General features: G+C 44.1%; 17 protein-coding genes. 4 read left to right on the top strand and 13 right to left on the bottom strand.

What is annotated here, in order from left to right; all coding sequences use genetic code 11:
- Positions 1-156 precede the first annotated feature (156 nt).
- From A3738_RS17210 to A3738_RS17225, 4 genes are read right to left on the bottom strand one after another with little or no spacing between them, the layout of a single operon-like run.
- Positions 157-1437: an FAD-binding oxidoreductase gene (locus A3738_RS17210; protein WP_068475936.1), complete on the bottom strand. Its 1281-nt coding sequence runs from the start codon at positions 1435-1437 to the stop codon at positions 157-159.
- A 6-nt stretch (positions 1438-1443) separates the two neighbouring features.
- The gene (locus A3738_RS31220; protein ID WP_068475935.1) at positions 1444-1800 is read right to left on the bottom strand and encodes a cupin domain-containing protein; all 357 of its coding nucleotides are present in this window, start codon (positions 1798-1800) and stop codon (positions 1444-1446) included.
- Between the two features lie 9 nt (positions 1801-1809).
- A complete protein-coding gene (locus A3738_RS17220) occupies positions 1810-3297 on the bottom strand; it encodes a CoA-acylating methylmalonate-semialdehyde dehydrogenase (RefSeq protein WP_068502919.1) in 1488 nt (495 codons plus the stop codon).
- 7 nt (positions 3298-3304) lie between these two features.
- Entirely contained in the window at positions 3305-4624 is a 1320-nt protein-coding gene (locus tag A3738_RS17225) for an aspartate aminotransferase family protein (RefSeq protein ID WP_068502915.1), read from the bottom strand.
- Positions 4625-4886: 262 nt separating this feature from the next.
- Between A3738_RS17225 and A3738_RS17230 the strand changes: the two genes are divergently transcribed.
- Entirely contained in the window at positions 4887-6383 is a 1497-nt protein-coding gene (locus tag A3738_RS17230; RefSeq protein ID WP_068502913.1) for an aldehyde dehydrogenase, read from the top strand.
- A 43-nt stretch (positions 6384-6426) separates the two neighbouring features.
- Here A3738_RS17230 and A3738_RS17235 read toward each other — a convergent pair whose 3' ends face one another.
- The gene (locus tag A3738_RS17235; RefSeq protein ID WP_068502910.1) at positions 6427-7725 is read right to left on the bottom strand and encodes an FAD-binding oxidoreductase; all 1299 of its coding nucleotides are present in this window, start codon (positions 7723-7725) and stop codon (positions 6427-6429) included.
- A 162-nt stretch (positions 7726-7887) separates the two neighbouring features.
- Between A3738_RS17235 and A3738_RS17240 the strand changes: the two genes are divergently transcribed.
- A complete protein-coding gene (locus A3738_RS17240) occupies positions 7888-8436 on the top strand; it encodes a cupin domain-containing protein (protein ID WP_068502905.1) in 549 nt (182 codons plus the stop codon).
- A gap of 87 nt (positions 8437-8523) precedes the next feature.
- Here A3738_RS17240 and A3738_RS17245 read toward each other — a convergent pair whose 3' ends face one another.
- From A3738_RS17245 to A3738_RS17260, 4 genes are all read right to left on the bottom strand, one after another.
- Positions 8524-10023 (bottom strand): hypothetical protein, encoded by a 1500-nt coding sequence (locus tag A3738_RS17245; RefSeq protein WP_156502774.1) that lies wholly within the window; start codon positions 10021-10023, stop codon positions 8524-8526.
- Positions 10023-11474, bottom strand: coding sequence for a rhomboid family intramembrane serine protease (locus tag A3738_RS17250; RefSeq protein WP_068502898.1), 1452 nt, complete (start codon positions 11472-11474; stop codon positions 10023-10025). The genes A3738_RS17245 and A3738_RS17250 overlap by 1 nt, the downstream gene beginning before the upstream one ends.
- Positions 11475-11902: 428 nt before the next feature.
- On the bottom strand, positions 11903-12790 hold the full coding sequence (locus tag A3738_RS17255; RefSeq protein WP_068502896.1) for a succinylglutamate desuccinylase/aspartoacylase family protein: 888 nt from the start codon (positions 12788-12790) through the stop codon (positions 11903-11905).
- Positions 12791-13124: 334 nt separating this feature from the next.
- Positions 13125-14006, bottom strand: a complete 882-nt coding sequence (locus tag A3738_RS17260) for an aspartoacylase (RefSeq protein WP_068502893.1) — start codon at positions 14004-14006, stop codon at positions 13125-13127.
- A gap of 658 nt (positions 14007-14664) precedes the next feature.
- Here A3738_RS17260 and A3738_RS17265 point away from each other — a divergent pair.
- On the top strand, positions 14665-16341 hold the full coding sequence (locus tag A3738_RS17265; protein ID WP_068502889.1) for an aspartate:alanine exchanger family transporter: 1677 nt from the start codon (positions 14665-14667) through the stop codon (positions 16339-16341).
- Between the two features lie 568 nt (positions 16342-16909).
- Here A3738_RS17265 and A3738_RS17270 read toward each other — a convergent pair.
- The 4 genes from A3738_RS17270 to A3738_RS17285 form a co-directional block, all read right to left on the bottom strand.
- Positions 16910-17731: an HAD family hydrolase gene (locus tag A3738_RS17270; protein ID WP_068502885.1), complete on the bottom strand. Its 822-nt coding sequence runs from the start codon at positions 17729-17731 to the stop codon at positions 16910-16912.
- Positions 17732-18187: 456 nt separating this feature from the next.
- Positions 18188-18520 carry a PepSY domain-containing protein gene (locus A3738_RS17275; RefSeq protein WP_068478913.1) on the bottom strand — a complete coding sequence of 111 codons (333 nt, stop codon included), beginning with the start codon at positions 18518-18520 and terminating at the stop codon, positions 18188-18190.
- 365 nt (positions 18521-18885) lie between these two features.
- Positions 18886-19158: a cation transporter gene (locus tag A3738_RS17280; RefSeq protein WP_068502880.1), complete on the bottom strand. Its 273-nt coding sequence runs from the start codon at positions 19156-19158 to the stop codon at positions 18886-18888.
- A complete protein-coding gene (locus A3738_RS17285) occupies positions 19155-19595 on the bottom strand; it encodes a gamma-glutamylcyclotransferase family protein (protein WP_068478918.1) in 441 nt (146 codons plus the stop codon). Before A3738_RS17285 ends, A3738_RS17280 begins: the two co-directional genes overlap by 4 nt.
- A gap of 30 nt (positions 19596-19625) precedes the next feature.
- On the opposite strand from A3738_RS17285, the gene A3738_RS17290 reads away from it, so the two are divergent.
- Positions 19626-20111, top strand: coding sequence for a GNAT family N-acetyltransferase (locus tag A3738_RS17290; RefSeq protein ID WP_068502877.1), 486 nt, complete (start codon positions 19626-19628; stop codon positions 20109-20111).
- The last annotated feature ends 228 nt before the right edge of the window (positions 20112-20339 follow it).

Raw genomic sequence — 20339 nt, forward strand, 5'->3', positions numbered from 1 at the left:
GTTTGTCTTACGCGTTACTCTCTAGAGTAGGCAATACGTTTTATAGGTATTGAGTGTGTAATTTGAGAGCGTGCTTTGAGATTAAGTCACACGAGATTTAGTGCGCAAGATAGAGAAGAACTAGCGGTCGCTAAATAGTTAGACTAAAGCTAGGGCTTAAATGCCTAGCTTATCGCGAAGACCATAATAAAACGCACCGATCGCAGTGTAAGGTACACGGAAGATGCGCCCACCAGGGAAGGGAAGGTGTTTCAAGCTAGCAAAGGTATCAAAGCGCGTCGCATCGCCCTTCAGCGCTTCCGCAATGACCTTGCCTGCTAAATGCGTGGTTGTAACGCCATGACCACTGTAGCCTTGCGCATAGTAGATTGAATCATTGAGTCGGCCGAACTGTGGCAAACGACTCATCGTTAACAAGAAGTCGCCCCCCCATGCATAATCAAATTTGATGCCTTTGAGTTGCGGGAAAGTACGCTCAAGATGTCGACGAAGAAAATGTTCGATTGAATTTGGATCGCCGCCGCCATAGGTGACTCCACCCCCAAACAGTAATCGATTGTCTCCAGTGATACGGTAGTAATCGAGTTTGTAGTTGCAGTCTTCGACACAGTATCCGTTGGGAATGAGAGTGCTTGCGACGGACTCTTCGAGAACTTCGGTCGTGATGATTTGCGTGCCACAAGGCATCGTTTTCGCTGACAACTCCGGTACCAAACCATGCATGTAGGCATTGCCTGCAACAAGAAGATAATCAGCTGTCACACTTCCTTCAGCGGTATGTATTTTAGGGCGACGTGTTCGTTCTATTTTTAATGCGGCAGAGTCTTCATACACAACGCCACCGAGTTGTTCGAACGCCGCTACTTCACCCAGTAACAAATTAAGTGGATGCATATGACCGCCTTTGTGATCTAAGAGGGCGCCTTCATAAACATCAGTATTTATTTCTTTCTGCACTGCATTGCTATCTAACAATTCAAGCTCGGTATGGCCGTAGCGTTCCCATAGCTTTTTCTGTTCTGTTAGCTCGTGCATCTGCTTTGCGTTAAGCGCAGCAAATATGCCACCGGGTTTTAGGTCACAGTCGATATTATATTTTTTGACGCGCTCGCGAATAATGTCGGCACCTTCAAATGCCATAGCGCCAAAGCTATGCCCAGTTGTCTTGCCATAGTTGCGTTCAATGACATCGATATCTCGACTGTAACTATTTACAAGTTGGCCGCCATTGCGACCACTTGCTCCAAACCCAAGGCGTGCGGCTTCAAGTACGACGACCTTGAAGCCTGCTTCGGCGAGGTGTAATGCGCTAGATATGCCAGTGTAGCCACCACCGATAATGCACACGTCTGTATCAATGTTGTCCTTCAGTGCGGGCCTATCATTGCGATCATGACGGGTTGCTGCATAATAGGATTCAGTGTGCTCGGTACGCATATTGGATTACGCCTCGTAGATTACATAGATTTTTTTGCAGTATTTGGGCACCTCCCAGGTACCTGAAAATCCTGCAGGAATGGTAAAAGTGTCGCCAGCTTTAACTGTCTTGCTTTGCCCTGATTCGTCGTGAATGATCGACTCGCCCTCTAGTATGTAGCAGAACTCGTCTTCATCGTAACTAACAGTCCAAGCACCGGCCTGTGCGTCCCAAACGCCGGCATGGAATTTCTCATCGCGAGACGAGAATGCATTCCATACATTTTGATGTGGCGTGCCTTTCACAATTTTTTCCGCATCAGGTAGATAGCTATCTACCTGAATATCGGAAACATCAAGGGACTTTATATCATTGATAGACATAAAAGCCTCTTACTTCATGGTTGGCATATTGAACTCTGCCGCTAAACCGTCTCCTGGCCAACGGATGGTAACGGCTTTGCGCTTGGTATAAAAACGCACGCCTTCTTCGCCGTGAACATGATTCGATCCAAACAATGAACGTTTCCAACCGCCAAATGCGTGGAATGCCATTGGTACAGGGATTGGAACATTCACACCTACCATGCCGACTTGAATGTCATGCGCGAACTTACGTGCGATGCTTCCAGAGCGCGTGTAGATAGATGTGCCGTTGCCGTACTCATGATCATTAATCATTTTGGCTGCGGTCGCATAGTCTGGTACGCGTACGACACATAGTACTGGACCAAAAATTTCTTCTTGGTAGATACGCATGTCGGTAGAAACATTGTCGAATAAACAGCCGTTCATGAAGTAACCATCTTCGTGACCTTCTACTGTATGCTCGCGACCATCAACAACTAGCGTTGCGCCTTCTTCCACACCAAGATCTACATAGCCTTTTACTTTTGCTAAGTGCTCTTTAGTAACCAGAGGCCCCATATCTAATCCATGGTTTACGCCATTACCTACTTTAAGTTGACGTGTTTTCTCAGCAAGTTTCTCAACTAGTGCATCACCAATATCACCAACCGCAACGGCAACAGAAATAGCCATACAACGCTCGCCAGCAGAACCGTATGCAGCGCCCATTAGCGCATTCACAGCGCCATCTAGGTCTGCATCAGGCATAACAATTAGGTGGTTCTTTGCACCGCCCAGTGCTTGAATGCGCTTACAGTGTTTTGAAGCGGTAGAGTAGATATATTCAGCAATTGGCGTAGAGCCAACAAAGCTTACTGCTTCAATGTCTGTGTGAGTGAGTAAGACGTCAACGGACTCTTTGTCACCGTTTACGATATTGAACACGCCATCAGGGAGACCCGCTTCTTTTAACCACTCAGCAACTAAAAATGTTGCGCTTGGATCTTTTTCTGAAGGCTTCAAGATAAAGGTGTTACCCGTAGCAATGGCGATTGGCCACATCCACATAGGTACCATCGCAGGGAAGTTAAAAGGCGTAATGCCCGCCACAACGCCAAGAGGCTGGCTCGTTGAATAAGCATCAATGTCGCGACCTACTTGCTCAGTGAAGTCACCTTTTAATAATTGTGGGATACCGCAAGCGAATTCGACAACTTCTAAACCGCGGGTGATTTCTCCGCAAGCGTCTTCGTATACTTTGCCATGCTCTTTTGTGATTGCCGCAGCTAACTCGTCTCTACGCGCTTCAAGAATAGTTTTAAACTTGAAAAGAATTCGAGAGCGATTCAGTGGCGTTACCGCAGACCAAGAAGTAAATGCTTCTTTTGCTACTGCAATCGCGTTTTCAGTTTCTGCAACGCTTGCGAGTGATACTTCTGCAGTTTGTTGGCCTGTAGCAGGATTATAAACAGGCGCTGTACGTGCGCTCGCTGCTGTGAATTCGCCATTAATAAAGTGTGTTAGTTGATCCATAATTCACCTAGTTTTTTAAGCTTTCAATTGCATCGCCTAACGCAGCGACTAATTGGTCAATTTGTTCGTGATTAATAGTAAGTGGTGGAGATAGTGCAATCGTATCGCCTGTGCATCGCACTAGGGTATTTCCTTTCCAGAAACAGTGCGTAAAGACTTCGTAGCCCTTACTTCCAGGTTTATCTCCGCTATGAAGTTCAATGCCTGCAACTAGGCCGAGGTTACGAATGTCTTTGACTTCGTCATAGCGGCGTAGGCTGTGTACGGCCGTCTGCCAATATTCTTCGAGCTCTAAAGCGCGATCAAATAAACCTTCTTGCTCATAAATATCTAGCGTTGCAAGTCCGGCCGCTGCAGCAACAGGATGTCCTGAATACGTATAACCATGGAATAGCTCGATGACTTCTTCAGGCCCATGCATAAATGCATCATGAATGTGATTACCAGCAAATACTGCACCCATTGGTAGCGCGCCATTTGTGAGGCCTTTTGCCGTCGTCATTAGATCTGGTGTAATGCCGAATCGGGTCGACGCGAATGGTGTTCCGATACGACCGAAACCACTAATTACTTCATCGAAAATAAGAAGAATATCGTGTTTCAAGGTAATTGCGCGTAGCTTTTCTAGGTAGCCTTGTGGCGGAACGTAAACGCCAGCAGAACCGACTAAAGGCTCGACAATAACTGCAGCGATATTCTCTGCTCCATGAAGAAGAACCATGTCTTCAAGCGCATCAGCTAAATAGGCGCCTTCTGGTGGCTGGCCTTTTGCAAAAGCCTGTTCTGGTAAATATGCATGAGGTAGATGGTCAACGCCGGTAAGCAAGCTACCAAAAGCACGTCGATTGTTACCTAAGCCGCCAACTGAAATACCGCCAAAGCCGACACCGTGATATCCGCGTTCACGGCCAATTAAACGTGTTTTTGAAGGATTGCCTTTTGCGCGATGATAAGCCAAAGCGATCTTTAATGCCGTATCGACAGACTCTGAACCTGAGTTGGTAAAAAACACATGATCCATATTCTCTGGCGAGTGCTTCACCAAGCGATCAGCAAGTTGATGTGGTAGTGGATGACTCATTTGGAAGGTCGGCGCAAAATCTAGATTTCGAATTTGCTGACTAACTGCTTGCGAAATTTGTTCGCGACCGTGCCCTGCGTTAGTACACCATAAGCCGGCGGTACCGTCTAAAATTGTACGACCATCATCAGAGGTGTAGTGCATTCCTTCTGCTGAGACGAGCATGCGTGGTTGTTTTTTGAATTGTCGATTAGCCGTGAAGGGCATCCAAAATGCATCGTTATTACCAAAGTCAGAGTTCGACATTTACAAAGCCTCTGTGTGTTATATTGAACGTCTATGAGTCGAGTTTATGTAAAATAAATAAAACATCAAGAGCATATTTGTATTAAATGAAATTTATTTACAATAATGGGGTAAAAGCCAATATTAGTGCGGGTGTGAGTGGGCATTAAATTAGATTTGGTGTTCAATATATTGAAAGAATAATTGAAAAAACGCGCAAAACTAGTATTGTGCGTATGTAAAGTATACGGCAACACTTTCAGAATTTTATCGGAGTGCAAACATGACAACGGATCAGAACTTACATTATTGGCAGTCATTCGCAGAGACTGTATCGATTGAGGGGCGTGCGTTTATTGACGGGCGTTATCAAGATGCAGAAAGCGGAGAAGTCTTTGATTGTATTAGTCCTATTGATGGACGTGTTTTATGTCAGGTTGCTAGTTCCGGAGAAAGTGAAGCAAATCGTGCAGTCGCTGCAGCAAGAGCTTCTTATGTATCGGGTGTTTGGGCAGATAAATCGCCTGCCGAGCGTAAAGAGATCCTTTTTAGATTTGCGGATTTGATCGAAGCAAATCAAGAAGAGCTGGCTTTGCTAGAAACCTTAGATATGGGTAAGCCGATTAGTGATTCGCTTGGTGTAGATGTTAATGGAACCCTACGTGCCTTGCGCTGGACAGCCGAAGCCATCGATAAAGTATACGACGAGCTAGCCACCACTTCTCACGATCAGCTTGGAATGGTGACGCGTAATCCTGTGGGTGTTGTGGCGGCGATTGTTCCGTGGAACTTTCCTATGTTGATGGCAATGTGGAAATTAGCGCCAGCGCTTGCGATGGGAAACTCGGTTGTACTGAAACCTTCAGAAAAATCGCCACTGACAGCGATCAAACTGGCAAGCTTGGCGCAACAAGCAGGTATTCCTGATGGTGTATTAAATATTTTACCAGGATTTGGCCATTCTGTTGGTGCGGCATTAGCCAAGCATGATGATGTGAATACGCTCGTATTTACGGGTTCAACAGGTGTTGCGAAGCGTCTGATGATTATGGCGGGCGAGACCAATATGAAGCGTGTTTGGGCGGAAGCTGGTGGCAAGTCAGCAAACATTGTTTTTGCCGATGCGCCAGATCTAGATGAAGCTGTTGAAGCTGCTGCTTCAGCGATTTGCTTTAACCAAGGCGAGGTTTGTACTGCTGGTTCCCGTTTACTTGTTCAAGATAATATTGCTGATGAGTTCATCGAAAAATTACAGACAGCCTTCCAAGCGTGGAAACCAGGAAACCCATTAAATCCAGCAACAACCATTGGTGCAATGGTTGATGATATTCAGATGAAGCAAGTTCTTGGCTATGTTGAAAAAGGTAGTGCTGAAGGGGCAACCTTGCGTTGCGGTGGCGAGCAGTTGGACATCGAACCGAATGGATATTACGTGCAGCCAGCTATTTTTGAGAACGTAACGAACGATATGGCGATCGCGCGTGAAGAAATTTTTGGCCCAGTACTATCTGTCATTCGTTTTAAAGACGAAGAAGAAGCGTTGGCGATTGCTAATGATTCTATCTACGGATTAGCTGCAGGTTTATGGACTTCTGATTTGAGCCGTGCGCATCGGGTCGCGCGTAAGCTAGAGGCTGGTTCGGTTTGGGTGAATCAATACGATGGTGGTGATATGACGGCACCATTTGGTGGATTTAAGCAGAGTGGTAATGGACGAGATAAGTCCTTGCATGCGCTTGATAAGTACACTGAATTAAAAGCAACTTGGATGAAGATCTAGGTGGCAAAAGAGCTTGGTCAGCGGCCAAGCTCTCTTATTGGTATTAGCTGAGCCAATCCTTCAATCGGTGATATAGCATACCGATCGCTAATAAGGGTGATCGGAAGCGTCTTCCTCCTGGGAATTGAATATGACTGATCTTCTCAAACCATGCGATACGGTTTGATTCCCCACTAATTGCTTCTGCAATCACTTTGCCGGCCATGTGTGTCACGTTGACGCCATGACCTGAATACGCTTGCGCAAAGTATACGTTCTCTTTTAAACGACCAACCTGAGGGAATCTGTTTGCGCCAATCCCGATCATTCCACCCCAAGCATAATCAATCGCGACGTCTTTTAAGAAAGGAAATACTTTGTCCATGTTAGGGCGCAAAGCTGCAACAATGTCTTTAGGATCTCTTCCCGAGTACGTGCACAGACCGCCAAATAATAGGCGCTTGTCTGCACTTAAACGGTAATAGTCTAGGTCTATGCGTTGATCGCAAACAGCCATGTCTTGCGGAAGAATTTTATTACATAGTTCTTCGGATAGAGGCTCCGTTGCAATCACGTAACTTCCTGCGGGAAGTACCTGACCTTCGAGCTGTTTATTGAGTCCCGCGACATGTGCGTTGCCGCATATTACGAGCTTATCTGCGATCACTTCGCCAGCTTCGGTTGTAATTCGGTTACGCTTGCCGTACTCAATATTGGTAACCTTAGACTGTTCAAATATTTGAACTCCTAGCTCGTGTGCGGCATTCGCTTCACCACACACCAAATTTAAAGGATGAAGGTGTCCGCTGCCCATATCAATGAGTCCACCGATATAAGTCGTTGAGCCAACCACTTCATGCATTTCGTCTTTTTCTAACAGGCGTGTTTCATGTGGATAACCAATTTTATCTAGCCACGCTTTGTGCTCTTTAAAGTCTTCTACATGTCGAGGTTTATGCGCCAAATCGCAATAGCCCATCTTTAAATCGCAATCAATGTTGTACTTTTTAACGCGCTCTCTGACGATATTAACGGACTCAAATCCCATGTCTTCAATGGCCTTTACACCCTCTTCTCCTAGGGCTTTCGCAAAAGGCTCAATACCATGAACAACACCTTGGATGAGTTGTCCACCATTGCGTCCTGAAGCTCCCCATCCGATGCGATATGCTTCGAGCAATACAACTTTGAACCCTCTTTCAGCAAGTTCAAGAGCGGTATTTACACCGCTAAATCCACCGCCAATGACGCATACCTGTGTGTCGAGGCTTTTCGTTAGTGATGGGTAACGCATCGGGTATTTCGACGTCGCCGCATAGTAGGAGTTTGGGTATTCGTTGGAGTGCGTTCTAGGATTTAGCATGTTTGATATTCACAACAAATTAGTTTGATATAATTGACGAATGTATAGCATTTTTTACACGCTGCAAAGTAAAAGATCTATTATTTCATCCTTATGGTGGGTAAGATGTAGCCAAAATGTAGTTGAAGACTAATTGAATCATAAATTAATAGGTGGTTTTACGTGGATGTAGGAAAGCGCTTGTCTGAAGTACGTAAAAAGTCGGGAATTTCGCAACGAGAACTAGCTAAGCGTGCTGGTGTTACGAATTCTACAATCTCGATGATCGAAAAGAACAGCGTCAGCCCCAGTGTGAGCTCTTTGAAGAAAGTACTCTCTGGATTACCTATGTCTCTAATGGAGTTCTTCGATTCTGAGGACTCTTCGCGTGTTGATACGCCAGTTGTGTATAGCGCTGACGAATTCTTAGATACCTCAAGCCCTGGTTTAGATTGGAAGCTTATTGGTAAGGCTTTCCCTAATCGGCAAATGTCTTTTATGGTCGAAAAGTTAAGCCCCGGTGCAGATACCGGTGAAGACATGTATATGCATGAAGGTGAAGAGGCTGGGTATGTCTTAAGTGGCAAAATGGAGCTGACGGTTGATGGTGAGGTCTACATTGTTGAGGCCGGTCAAGGTTATTACTTTGATTCACGCAAAGAACACCGTTTCAGAAACCCTTTCGATAGTGATTGTGAGCTAGTATCTTGCACCACTCCTGCAGATTTTTAGTTTATCTCTAGAATTCAAATCTTATTAGGGAGGCTTCTCTAAAAGCCTACAAGCCTCCCAATGTCCCAGGCCTTTCTCACAGTCGCATTAGTTAAACTCAATCGGCGGCAATTTATTTAAGCCAGTTTCTTCTTTAGATTGATTGATAGCAGGTTTTGTTTGTCGAGACAGCTGAGTTGGAGTTTCTAATTCTTTCGACTCAAATGGTTTGCTTTTCTTGGCATTCTCAGCAGCGCGTCGACGTTTGAGCTTGTTTAAAAACTCCTCAACCAAAGGGGCTTTATTTTCGAGCTCTGGCACTTCTAGAATTGCTTTGACCAATAACTCATATGCATCGATTAGCCTAATAAAGTGGGGTGAACTTTTATGCAGGTCTTTGAGCAGTTTTACAGTGAGTTTGAAATTGCCTTTATCAAAATTGCTCCTCGCTAATTCAAATCTCAAATTAGGGTCTGTTGGCAAATAGTGTTTACAAGCCAATGATGCACGTTTGAAGCTAATCGCGAGCTTATCGTTTTGACCCGATTGGGTTAAGTGCTTGAGGTAGCGGTCGAATACTAGTGAAGCTTGATTTGGTGTCTTTGGTACGCGGGCCAAACTTAACTGGAAGCAGGATTCGTTCAGTTCTTTGTCGCCCGGATGGCTTTTTAAAGCTTGTTCATAGAGCCGGGCTACCTTAGTTAGCTCGCCTTTTTTGGTTAGAAGTTTGATATGAGCTAGGCACTTCTCTTTATCTGAGCGAATGCTTTTGGGCTCATTGGTGAGCGATTCAGCCGTGTAACCTAGCTTTCCTTGGTACTGAAAAATCATGTATCCCATTAAGTGGAACATGACCACAGAATAAAAGTTGGAAATCGCGGATTGAAGAGCCATTGAGACAAACGAGCCCTCGTAGCCAATAATTTGGCTAAGCAGATCAACAGAACCAAGCATGACCATCATCAATGCTAAGATAAGGCCATAAGGCATTCCAATACTGCTAATCAGCGCAATTATTTTTAGAGGGTTCAATGCTTCTGCGAGACTCTCCGTCATCGCATAGAGAATGATCATCGCCGGTATTGAAACGATGACAAAGAATCCAAGAAACGAAGCGAATCCTGATCCTAATAAAGTACCTGCTGTTGCGACAGCCACTAATAGCAATACAAGAACGAAGAGTATTTTGAATACTAAAAGCACACCGCCTTCATAAGCCGATGTGACATTGGGTGCTTGCATATTGCCCATGGCTGTTTCGGAAAGACAGTTAAAGCAATACTTAAACATCACACCAGAAGTTAATAGGTATAAACCTATCATCAGTGGCACAAACAAAAAGCTTGCCGCTGCCATGGCCATCGAAACAACAACGATAAACGAAAGGCTTTGCTTGCTCAGAGGATACCGGAAACTTTGATCAATTCGCCGCCAGAAGGGTACGACATCAGATTGAACGCCAAGGCTTTCAGTTTCTCGCTCACAGATCATGCATGTGGGATTTTTGTTTGTTTTGCTTTCATTTAAACAGGTAGGACAAAAATCCTGATCGCAATGAGTGCAGTGATGGCTAGCAGGGCTAAGAGGGTGATAATGGCAGTAGGACATTATTGACTCCCTCCCAGGCCTATTGTTGTTTCAGCAATATTTGCATAGTGCTGGGATTTTTCTGATTGCTTGCACTTTCCAAAAACAATCGACAGCTTTCGGGCCAGAACATCGAGGTTGAGTTGACTATTTTGTTGAGTGTTGAGCTTCTCGAAAATATCTTCAGCAAGGCTTATATGCTCGTTAGTACAAAGTTTTAATGCCAGCTTGTATTGCTGCTCTTCATTCAGCTGGCTCATGAGGTCTGGTGTGTTCTCGCAGATATTGGCTAACTGGCTTAGATCTCGCTCGTCTCGTATTTTTATATCCATTAAGGTCGCGAAAAATAGAGCATGACCTTTCAATCCCGTTTCTTGAGATAACTTAAAAGCCAGCATGTTGAGCTCAAAGCTTGCCCCGTAATCCTTGTTGTACTGTTTGATACTTTCTACAGCTCTCGTAAATGAGAAGCGGTCTATCTGTTCGTAAATCTTGGCTCTAGCTTCGCGTTCTGGATCGATTTCTTGGTTTTGTTCCACGTACTCTGTATTCACAAGTTGAGGTCGGAAGAAGTAGATCAAACCAAGCAATGCTCCACCCCCAGCAAAGCCACCCGCGTGCGCCATAAAGGCGACATTCGAATGCGGGTTGAGAAAGTAGTCGCTTATCTCTTTGCCGATATACAAGGGAAGGATGAGCAAGGCTGGTGCTCGAAAATATCCAGCAAATACAAAAATCCAATAAAAGAACTCAATTTTGCGCAACCTGAATACACCCAGATACATGGCCATGACACCAGATATTGAGCCTGACGCTCCAACTAGAGAGGTGTCGCTTGAGAGATCCATTACCGCATACAACAGGCCTCCAGCAATTCCTGAAAGCAAATAGAGCAGCAAAAACATCCAACCACCAATGGCTGCTTCAACAGCGAATCCGCAAAAAACGAGGAAGAACATATTGCCAAGTAAATGCATGAAATCGCCATGCAGAAATTGATAGCTAATCGTTTTGAACCAGCTGAGTTCTGATGGAATAAGCCCGTAAGCCAGATAGCTTTGTGAATTGAAGGCTTCGTTGACTTGAGCTCTTAGTTGGAGCCAGTTTTGCCAATTATCAGATACATCATAGGGGTCAAATACTAGGAAGTTGCCATTGCTTTGAATAAATGGATAAAAGTCTTTATCTGAAATGATGCTGTATATGATGTCGGTGTCATAACCGTCGTTATATTCTTCTTTAAAGGCTTCCAGCAAATCAGTTTCATTACTTTGCTCTAAATACTTTTGATACCCCTGCCATTCTTTTTCTAACAGATTGAACTTGGCGTATTGTTCATAGGCATATTCAAATTTGGCTGAGTCGCCAGACTGGTAGAGAAAGAAAATGCCAACGTTTAGCAAAACGATCGTGAAGAGCATGACCGGAGAGTATCTCCAATCAAAACGTTTTTCTGTAGGTAGAATGACCATCCGTATCCTTAGTTAAAAATGTCCCTTTATAAAAGCTTAGCAAGAGCTCATGAGCTTTCTAATTTTATTGGAATTTTTGAAAAATAAGGGGGGGATAGTGGCGTCTAGGTGAGAGGGTTAGTGTCTTGGTTTAGACATGAGGAGACGTTGGCGCAAACAGGTTCTTTATGCCCACTTCAAGAGTAAAGTGGAACTAAATCTGTATCATTTTGGACTTCTTATTTTCCTTTAGTCATTTGAAAATAACGGACCAAATGGGATATTGAAAACTGGGTTGAACTGTATCTTTATAGACGTTAAGAAGATTTATAAAGCTGACGACAATGGCTAATGAGTTTGATGAGCCGAAATACATTACACCTCCTCCGAATCAGGATAGAGCTTTCCATCGGCATCATCTGTAACACAAAGAGTGTTTTATTTTGGTATCAAGATAGTGGTTCAGGACTCGCTGTTTCAACGCCGAAGTAAAACCATTCACCACCCACACTGGTGTGTAATTTTGGTAATATGATGACGCCTCGTTCGGGGGCGACAAGCTCCTCACCATCGGCGTAAGTTGCCAACACATCATTTTTTTCCACGGTATCGTAATGCTTCCAGGGCTGAGTGGTGTCGCCTTCTTTTTCTTTATAAAAAACTGACTTCATTTGTACGAATCGTTGTTGATCCGTTGGCTTTACTCTATCTTGCTCGACGCCTCTAGGATCCATCATCCCCAGATGTGTGAGTGCATTAATAATGGTGTAGTAAGCAATATCCGCGGCATCGTCGTTAAGATGGTTGCCACACTCGATGGTTGTCGCAACACAGCCTACCGATCTAGCGTATTCAACGGTGCCCATGTTATCTCTTGGATCTTCTTCAACCTTACCGAAGGCCTCTGCCCAGCCATAAACAAAGTCATTGATACCCAGCGAACGGCAATATTCAATCTCCTGAGTATTCGTGGAGCCTAAGAATCCAAAGGGCCCACCTTGGGAAGCATAAGAATGAATGTCGAGCAATACATCAGCTTGATCGAGAAGACCGCAAAGCACGGGATCGATGAAGTCTTCATAGTCTTTAGGCGACTCTTTTATGTACATCGCGCGGTTGAGGTTACGTTCATAGAAGCGGGTACCTTGTTCGTATGCTTTGGGATTACAAATCGGGACGCACGTCAATGTGCCTTTGGTTAAAGAGAGCCCATTGTTGAGTTCATCAATTAGCTTGCGAATAGCAGTGGTACCGCAGGTTTCATTGCCATGCACAGCTCCTAAAACAATCAAATGTGGACCAGGGTTGAGCGTCTCGAATCTTGAAATAGAAATCATAAAAAATTAGTTCTGTTGTAAGGTGTTATTCATCATCTGCACATTAATGGTCTAGGGATAATATCGGGTCCCCGTTGTCGATCTGGCCAATGCGAATATCATTTACTCACCATAAACGTCGACGTATGCAATATTGTAGCTCTACCAGCGCATTCCAACAGCAGCCGTTAGCAACTCGCTATCTTAGTGTCAGTTGAATCCTGGGAGAGGAAATAAAAACTGAAAAAGCCTTAACGATGTCCTTCCGGCCTTCAGGAACAGTAGTTCTCAGCCTTCAGCCCCTGACCTGACCAGACATGGGATAAAGCACGGAGTTACAAACAAGTTCGGGATGTCAGTCGGTCCACGTTAGGTGTCTCTTGCGCATGAGTGACAGGCCATGAGCCTGGTCATAATAGGCGGCTTCATTAACAAAAGCGACATAGACCGGTTCGTGATACTCAAACAAGACTGTTTCTCCGGTGTCCAAAATAAAAATTGGCTCGCCCGGGGATAATTGACAATAATCCTGATCCTGTAATTGCGGGTGTATCATGCCGATGATTTCACCACTTTCATCCCGCGGCAAATGCAGTTTCTCAGTAAACTGGAAGACGTCGGCTTCTCGGATAGAGGGTAGGCTCAGTTGTCCACTTAATTGTAAATCGATAAAGTCTAAGGCATGGCTCAATGCTTGGCGTGTGTGTTCAAAAGCATCCCACCGAAGCAAGCCTTGCGCTACAGGACCAACTTCAATGAGAAAACCATGCTTGGCTATCGAACAAAGAAAAGAATTTGTAGTAGGGGCGTTATCTTCATAAAATATTACAGCGCCTGGTAGTTGTTTTTGCACATAAAGGGCCATATCCAAAGCAAGCGGATCGTTCTGCTGAACTATAAGCGTAATCCCCATATTTGCTGTAGTGGTATGTAGGTCAATAATCCAGTCAGTCTGAGTGTTAGGGCCTTTGGGGCCAAATTGTTCATTTATTTCTTTTGCTCGGGATTGTTCTCGATTCTCCGGTATATTACTGAGCAACTCTTCACTAAAACATCGATTCAAATCCTGATCGAGGTATCGTCGGTTATTTGCCATCGCTAATTGGTTGGCCAATAAGGTTTTCGCTACAAAATGATTGCGCTCTAACTCTGTCGAACTTGCCTGTAAACGACGAATTAACTGAACGCCAGTACGCTCATTGCCGTGGGTACCGCCTACGATCAAAACTTGGATCATATATTTAATGCTAAAGAAGCTTGATTAGATTAAGAGAGAAGAAACAATATTATAATTTGACAGTTCAAATATTAAATAATGCCCGTAATTTTGTATAGGGCGCCGAGTAAGATCCTCAAGCATGGCCGTCTCAAACGATTAACGGACGAAATGGCTGGTTCAAGAGGACTGCAGCTGTCTCGAATGGAATGACGGCGGCTTCCGCTACTAGACACAAGCTTACTTTGGGAATAAGCAGCTGTCGTTGATAGGTTTAGCTCGCAACTACAAATTTTCTGACGTTAACTTAGGGATGTTCAGAGATACCTCGACAACAAAATATTGGGGCTCATATGCGCTTCCAAAGTTGATACGAAGTGGATAAAAATACCAGACATTGAATGACTGAGTTTGATCTGACATCGAATTTGCGTTGCCATAGTACTGCATGATTAACCTAATGAATCATAATAAGAAAGCAGCGGGCGAAAGTTAGCTATACCCTCATCATTCTAAATGCACCACGAAGTATCAAGATATCTAGCTTGTCCCATATTTTTACTCGGACCACCCTGTCACTCAAACTATAAAAATTTATGCTTTGTTTCTGTTATGGCCAATAATATAAAACTCAACAACCAACTCCTACCAACTAAACAAGGTCAAAAGGACTTTCGATATGGAAACCTATACGGTCTTTGAGCAATTTCTCCACTTGCTCTCAAACCAACCTGTCCTGACTCTATTCCTAATTATCGGGATTGGATATCTACTTGGCGATATCAGAATAGGGTCGTTTTCTCTCGGGCCTGTTGCAGGAGTGCTATTTGCAGGGCTTTTCCTAGGGCATTTTGGTTTTGAAATGTCACCCGGAGCCCAATCTGTGGGTTTTGCCTTATTCATTTTTTCAGTGGGATATCAAGCGGGACCAAGTTTTTTTGATGTACTCAGAACAGATGGTTTGAAGTATTTTCTTCTGGCTCTTGTGATCGCCACGACTGGTTTTGGCATCGCGATTACGGCGTCTTATATACTTGATATGTCACCTGGCACATCAGCCGGTTTGCTCTCTGGTGGTCTTACCAGTTCGCCTACACTTGCCGCCGCGCAAGAGGCGCTTAGGTCAGGCCAAGTCCTGCCACCTGAGGGGATTACAGTCGATGAGATGATCGGTAATGTTGCTACTGGTTATGCAATTACATACATCTTTGGCTTGGCTGGTCTCATTGCGATTATCAAAATGCTTCCACAACTCCTCGGGATAAATCTCGCAGCCGAGGCAAAGCGTATGGAGGAAGCCAGACAAGGTAGTGATGACTATAATATTGGTAATATCTCTGCTCGAGTTTACCGACTAACAAATGAATCTCTTACCAAAGTCCCTGTTGCGGATTTGGCTGAAAAATACTGGGACAAACGATCCGTTGTTAGAGTGCGCCGAAACGGTGAGGTCTTGGCCAGCAACCCCAACATCAGGTTACAGCTAGACGACGAAATTCTAATTCTTGGCACCGCGGAATATTTCACAGAAATTCTTGCTGATGTGGGCCAAGAAATTACTCCGGAAAAGAATACTGATGCTTTAATCGATACCGCTCAAATCGTAGTCATCAATCCTGCTATCACAGGCAAAAAACTATCAGATATCAAGTTACCCCAGCAATACGGCGTGCTGCTTAAAAAGCTTACTCGCACGCGCGTAGAAATCCCATGTGATCCCGATATTGAATTAAAAAAAGGCGACATTCTTACCGTAACTGGTTTGGGTGAATACATTGACCTGCTGGGTAAGGACCTTGGGCACGTTGAACGTGCAATGATGGAAACAGATATGGTGACCTTTTCGTTCGGGATCGCTATCGGCGTATTGATTGGCTTGTTTGCCGTTAACATTGGTAACCTCTCGATTGGACTTGGTTCCGCAGGAGGCCTACTGGCATCCGGTTTAGCAATTGGTTATCTGAGGAGTGTGAAACCTACTTTTGGACGTATGCCTGACGCAGCTAGATGGTTTTTGATGGAGTTCGGTTTATTACTATTTATGGCGGGAGTTGGACTGCGAGCCGGCGCCGACATTATCGAGACGCTTGCAGCCGCAGGCCCAACATTAATTTTAGCCGGCATCGTGGTAACAACCGTCCCCATTGCTGCTGGTTACTCATTTGGACGCTTGGTATTAAAGATCCACCCTGTTTATTTACTGGGGGGAATCACCGGTTCCATGACCAGTGGTGCATCATTGAGCGTCGTTACAAAGGCAGCAAACAGCAGCTTGCCCTCGCTTGGTTATACTGGAGCCTATGCTTTTGCAAATGTTTTACTAACAGTTGCTGGCAGTATCATACTTTATTTTTAGTTAACGAGACTTCCAAAAACGTTTCTGCAACCACCAGAAGGGAAACTCAATGCGAGTTATCCCTAAGACTTATTTTTATCCACTTTCAACAATAAGGCCGGCAAAAAGAGGAAGTTACAAATTAAGGCGATCGTGATGGTAATCTCCACCACCAGACTCACATAATGCAACTTGCAATGCTCTCCCGCACTTTTTCCTAAACTTTCAGCGAGTTCAGAATCACAGAAAAAAGGTCACAGGTCTATTTCTACAGGTCTCGTAGCGAACTTTCTTTCAAAGGTCCGCGAACCTCTTAATGCGTGCTTCAAGAGGAAAGGAGGTTTTAGGCTTGTATGCTTGCAAGACTGCTTCTCCTAGGGAGCAGGCTAAGTACAAGGCCGCTTGCTTGCGGGCACTTAATCTAAGCCTTATTCGGCGCACTCTGCAGGCTCTAAAAGCTCACCACGCAATACGTTGATGCTCTTGGGCGCTGAACTAACCTTGCATTGTTTGCCTTGAAAGGCGTGCAAGAGTATTTCGATTTGCTCGCCGTGCATTGAATAAAGTGAACACGATGATAGAAGTACAGTCAGAGTGAGAAACGTTCTCTTAAAAAGTGCGCTACGCCATCTTGATGGTGATGGCCTATAACTTCGTTGGCCAACTTTTTAATGACAGTTTTGGCGTTCTCGGGTGCATAACACTCATCTGCTAAATTAAACATTGTCTCATCGTTGTAACTGTCACCAAAACATATGACGTTGCTGGCACCTAGTTGCTCTTTTAAGGACTTCACGGCACTACCTTTGTTGGCTAATCGATGATGGACATCCATCCAACTATAATGATCGCCCTCTATAGCCGTGCCAGAGTAAGCAACTATTGAGTCAAACTCGTTAAAATACTGCCAAAGCACCTGTATCAGATTGGTATCTCCGATCATGCTGATATTGGTAACTCGGCAATGTGTTTCAAACTCAGAAAGCGGCCTGAGTTTGAGATTGCTCTTCGCGTAGTAATTATCCACGAGGTCTTTTTCAATTTGTCGTTGAAGAGTGGGATAAAAAATAGTGTGTTGATAAAGACTATCTATGGTGTTGATAAATGGAGCTACCCCTTTCGAAAGTGAAAAGTCAACAATAGTGTCAATGTCATTTTGACTGAGTAGATTATCCAAAGTTAGAGATTGGTGTTTCGGATCCCAGAGGGCTACGCCATTGCAGTAAATATGCGGCAGGTCGAAGTCATAGACATGAATAATTTGTTGGGCTGATGACATTGTTCTCCCCGTCGCCAAGGTGTGCGCAATACCTTTTTCCTTAAGCATCTGAAGAGTATCGAGAGTGAATGCAGATATTTCCGAAGATTTATTCAGTAAGGTGCCATCTAAGTCAAAAAATACTAAGTCCATTAAAGCTAGCCAAGTTCGTAAATTATAGTTACGCAGACCATCTCATTTTTGTTCACTTAGTGCAGTAATTCCCCATGATGAGCGGTTGGCTAGCGATGGGGTCATAAAATAAGGATTTCTGATATCAACATGCTGCTCGAATATAAGTAGTTTGTATTTAAAAAAGTGTACGTATTCCGTCGTGGAAACTCGTGGATTCTAGACATTAGCGGCTGTTAGAGAGCGCCGTTTCGATGGCTAACGAAAAGACTGCTTCTGCTCGCAAGCGTACATCGGATTATACTTTACCTATCATTTAATCCGATCTTTGCCTCATAGATCGATCAGGGCCACCCTTTTCGCGTATTTCACTTATTGGTCCTCACCGGATTGAGCTACTCATACAACTAGAATAGATCTTTCACCCTGTCTTATTGGTTCTGAGTAACAACAAATAGTTAGAGCATTGCTACGCGATTAGTCGGTATCGCCTTCGACACCTTCGTGCGACAAGTTACCGGAAAGCTCGGATTGAATTTCATCAAGGCTCTCTTTCTCGACGGCGATGATCTCGCCGCTAATAGCATTTACCTCAATTTCATAAGCTTGATCTTTCGTTCGGATGAATACGTCCCACTGAGTGTCAGGCTCGTCAAACCGAATGCCTATAACTTCTATATCGAGCGCACCAAGTGCATTTTCGATTGCTTGTTCTTCACTAATGTGAGTTGACTCTTCTACAGCATAAGTTAAAGCTCCTAAAACGCTAGCGGCAACAAAAACGATACTGCCTAAAATTTTATTCTGCATCGATAGCTCCTGACCTGTTATAAGTTATTGATTAAAATTAGAACTGTCCAATCCCCGAACTTTTACCTACCCCGACTAAGGGAGCCTTGATCTCAGCTTAGCTTCCATTACCAATCTGATCACTAAATTAAAACCTACTAAACCGAATGTGAATGAAATGTGCACGAGCGCTCTAAGTCTGATCAGCAACGAACGTATTTGTTCACTCTTTGTTCATATTTAGAAAGTTACTATGATTCCATTGTTCAATCAATGAGGCTTAAAAATGAAATGTTTTTTACCCTCTACAGTACTATTTTGCTGTTCATCAGTGGTGGTACTAAACCTTGCCAATGCCAACGAAGTTGACTTACGGTCAACTCCATTTAGTAATTATCTGCAAGAAAGCTTTGATGATTATTTAAAAGAATGAACAGCGTTTCAAATAGTGATTTGCCATAAGGGAATCTTGGTGATTGTCCTGCTTCAACCACTTTAATGATGTGCATAGACAGAACGGTTAAGCCGATATTCATCGCTGAATAAACGGCATCAAATAGGATCATGCCAGAGCCGCTGACGATGCCTAATACCAATCCAAAAACGGCAAAGAATGTTGATGCAAATACTGAGAGTAAGAGAAGTCTTTGTTCGCTCATGATGAAAAGTACTCGCTCAAAAACTCTGGAATGATGTGCGTTTTAAAATGCTCATAATATGCTGATTCGAATTGTGCTTGATTCCAGGTCCTGCCGAATGTGATCTCTGAAGAGCCAGCTTCATAGCATTCTACGTCAATGATGCTGTTGCTATTCTTGCAGATAGCGGTGACAGATTTACGAGCATAGATACCTTGATCAACGCACTCGTAAGCGTCTAATAAATTTAAGGTTTCTGGGTCAACGTTGTATAAAATTTTTCCGGTTACGGAAGCGTTTTTATCGGGTACGATAATTGGAGAAGACCCAAAACCTTCTTTTAATAAAATGCAGCGGCGATAACCATGTAATGTAGCTGGCGTCATTTGCCATTCCTTCTTGGTTAACTGCGCGAGAAGTTCGGGATACATTAATGTGCCGTATGCAAAAATATTCATGGTCTTCAATGCTTAAGGGTTGTAGTAACAATGTTTTCAATAGATGCCATAAATCACGCTGATTGGTCTCGTATCATGGATATTCAGCACAAAGCGTATGCGGACGACTATCCTGAATCAGTAGACGTGCTCAAAGCGAAATGGCTGCTTGCACCTGAGACGTGTTTAGCTATTCGCAATGACGAGGACTTGCTCGGATATTGTTTAGCGCACCCCTGGCCGATTAATGACACGCCTAAATTACATGTTGAGCTTAATGCTCTGCCGGAAACTGATGATCTATTCATACATGATCTGGCTTTGCACCCTGATGCAAGAGGTCAGGGGGCAGCCAAAGAACTCGTCTTAAGTGTGCTAAATATTGCACGCTTGAATCATTATAAGCAAGTGCATTTGGTGGCCGTACAAGGCTCAGAACAGTTTTGGTGCTCTTTTGAGTTTGAGATTTTGGCGGAGAGCCAGATTAGTGCAGGCTACGAAGATGAGGCCCTGCATATGTCCGTGCACCTTAAGTGAACGAGCTAGAAGGTTGATGCATTTTCGTGGTGCGTAAATGTGGCTTTGTGTGTATTGTTTAAGGTGTGCGATTTATCAAACGTGAACTCTGACCGGTTTAATGTTTGTGAACTGATTAGTATTAGGATGTGCTGTTGCATAAATTGAACGCTTCTGTTTGATATAGTGGCAACTTGGCAGCATCTTTGCATACATAATAAAAAGCCGAAGAGCGGTTGTTGTTTTTGG

The sequence above is a fragment of the Oleiphilus sp. HI0066 genome (assembly GCF_001635725.1).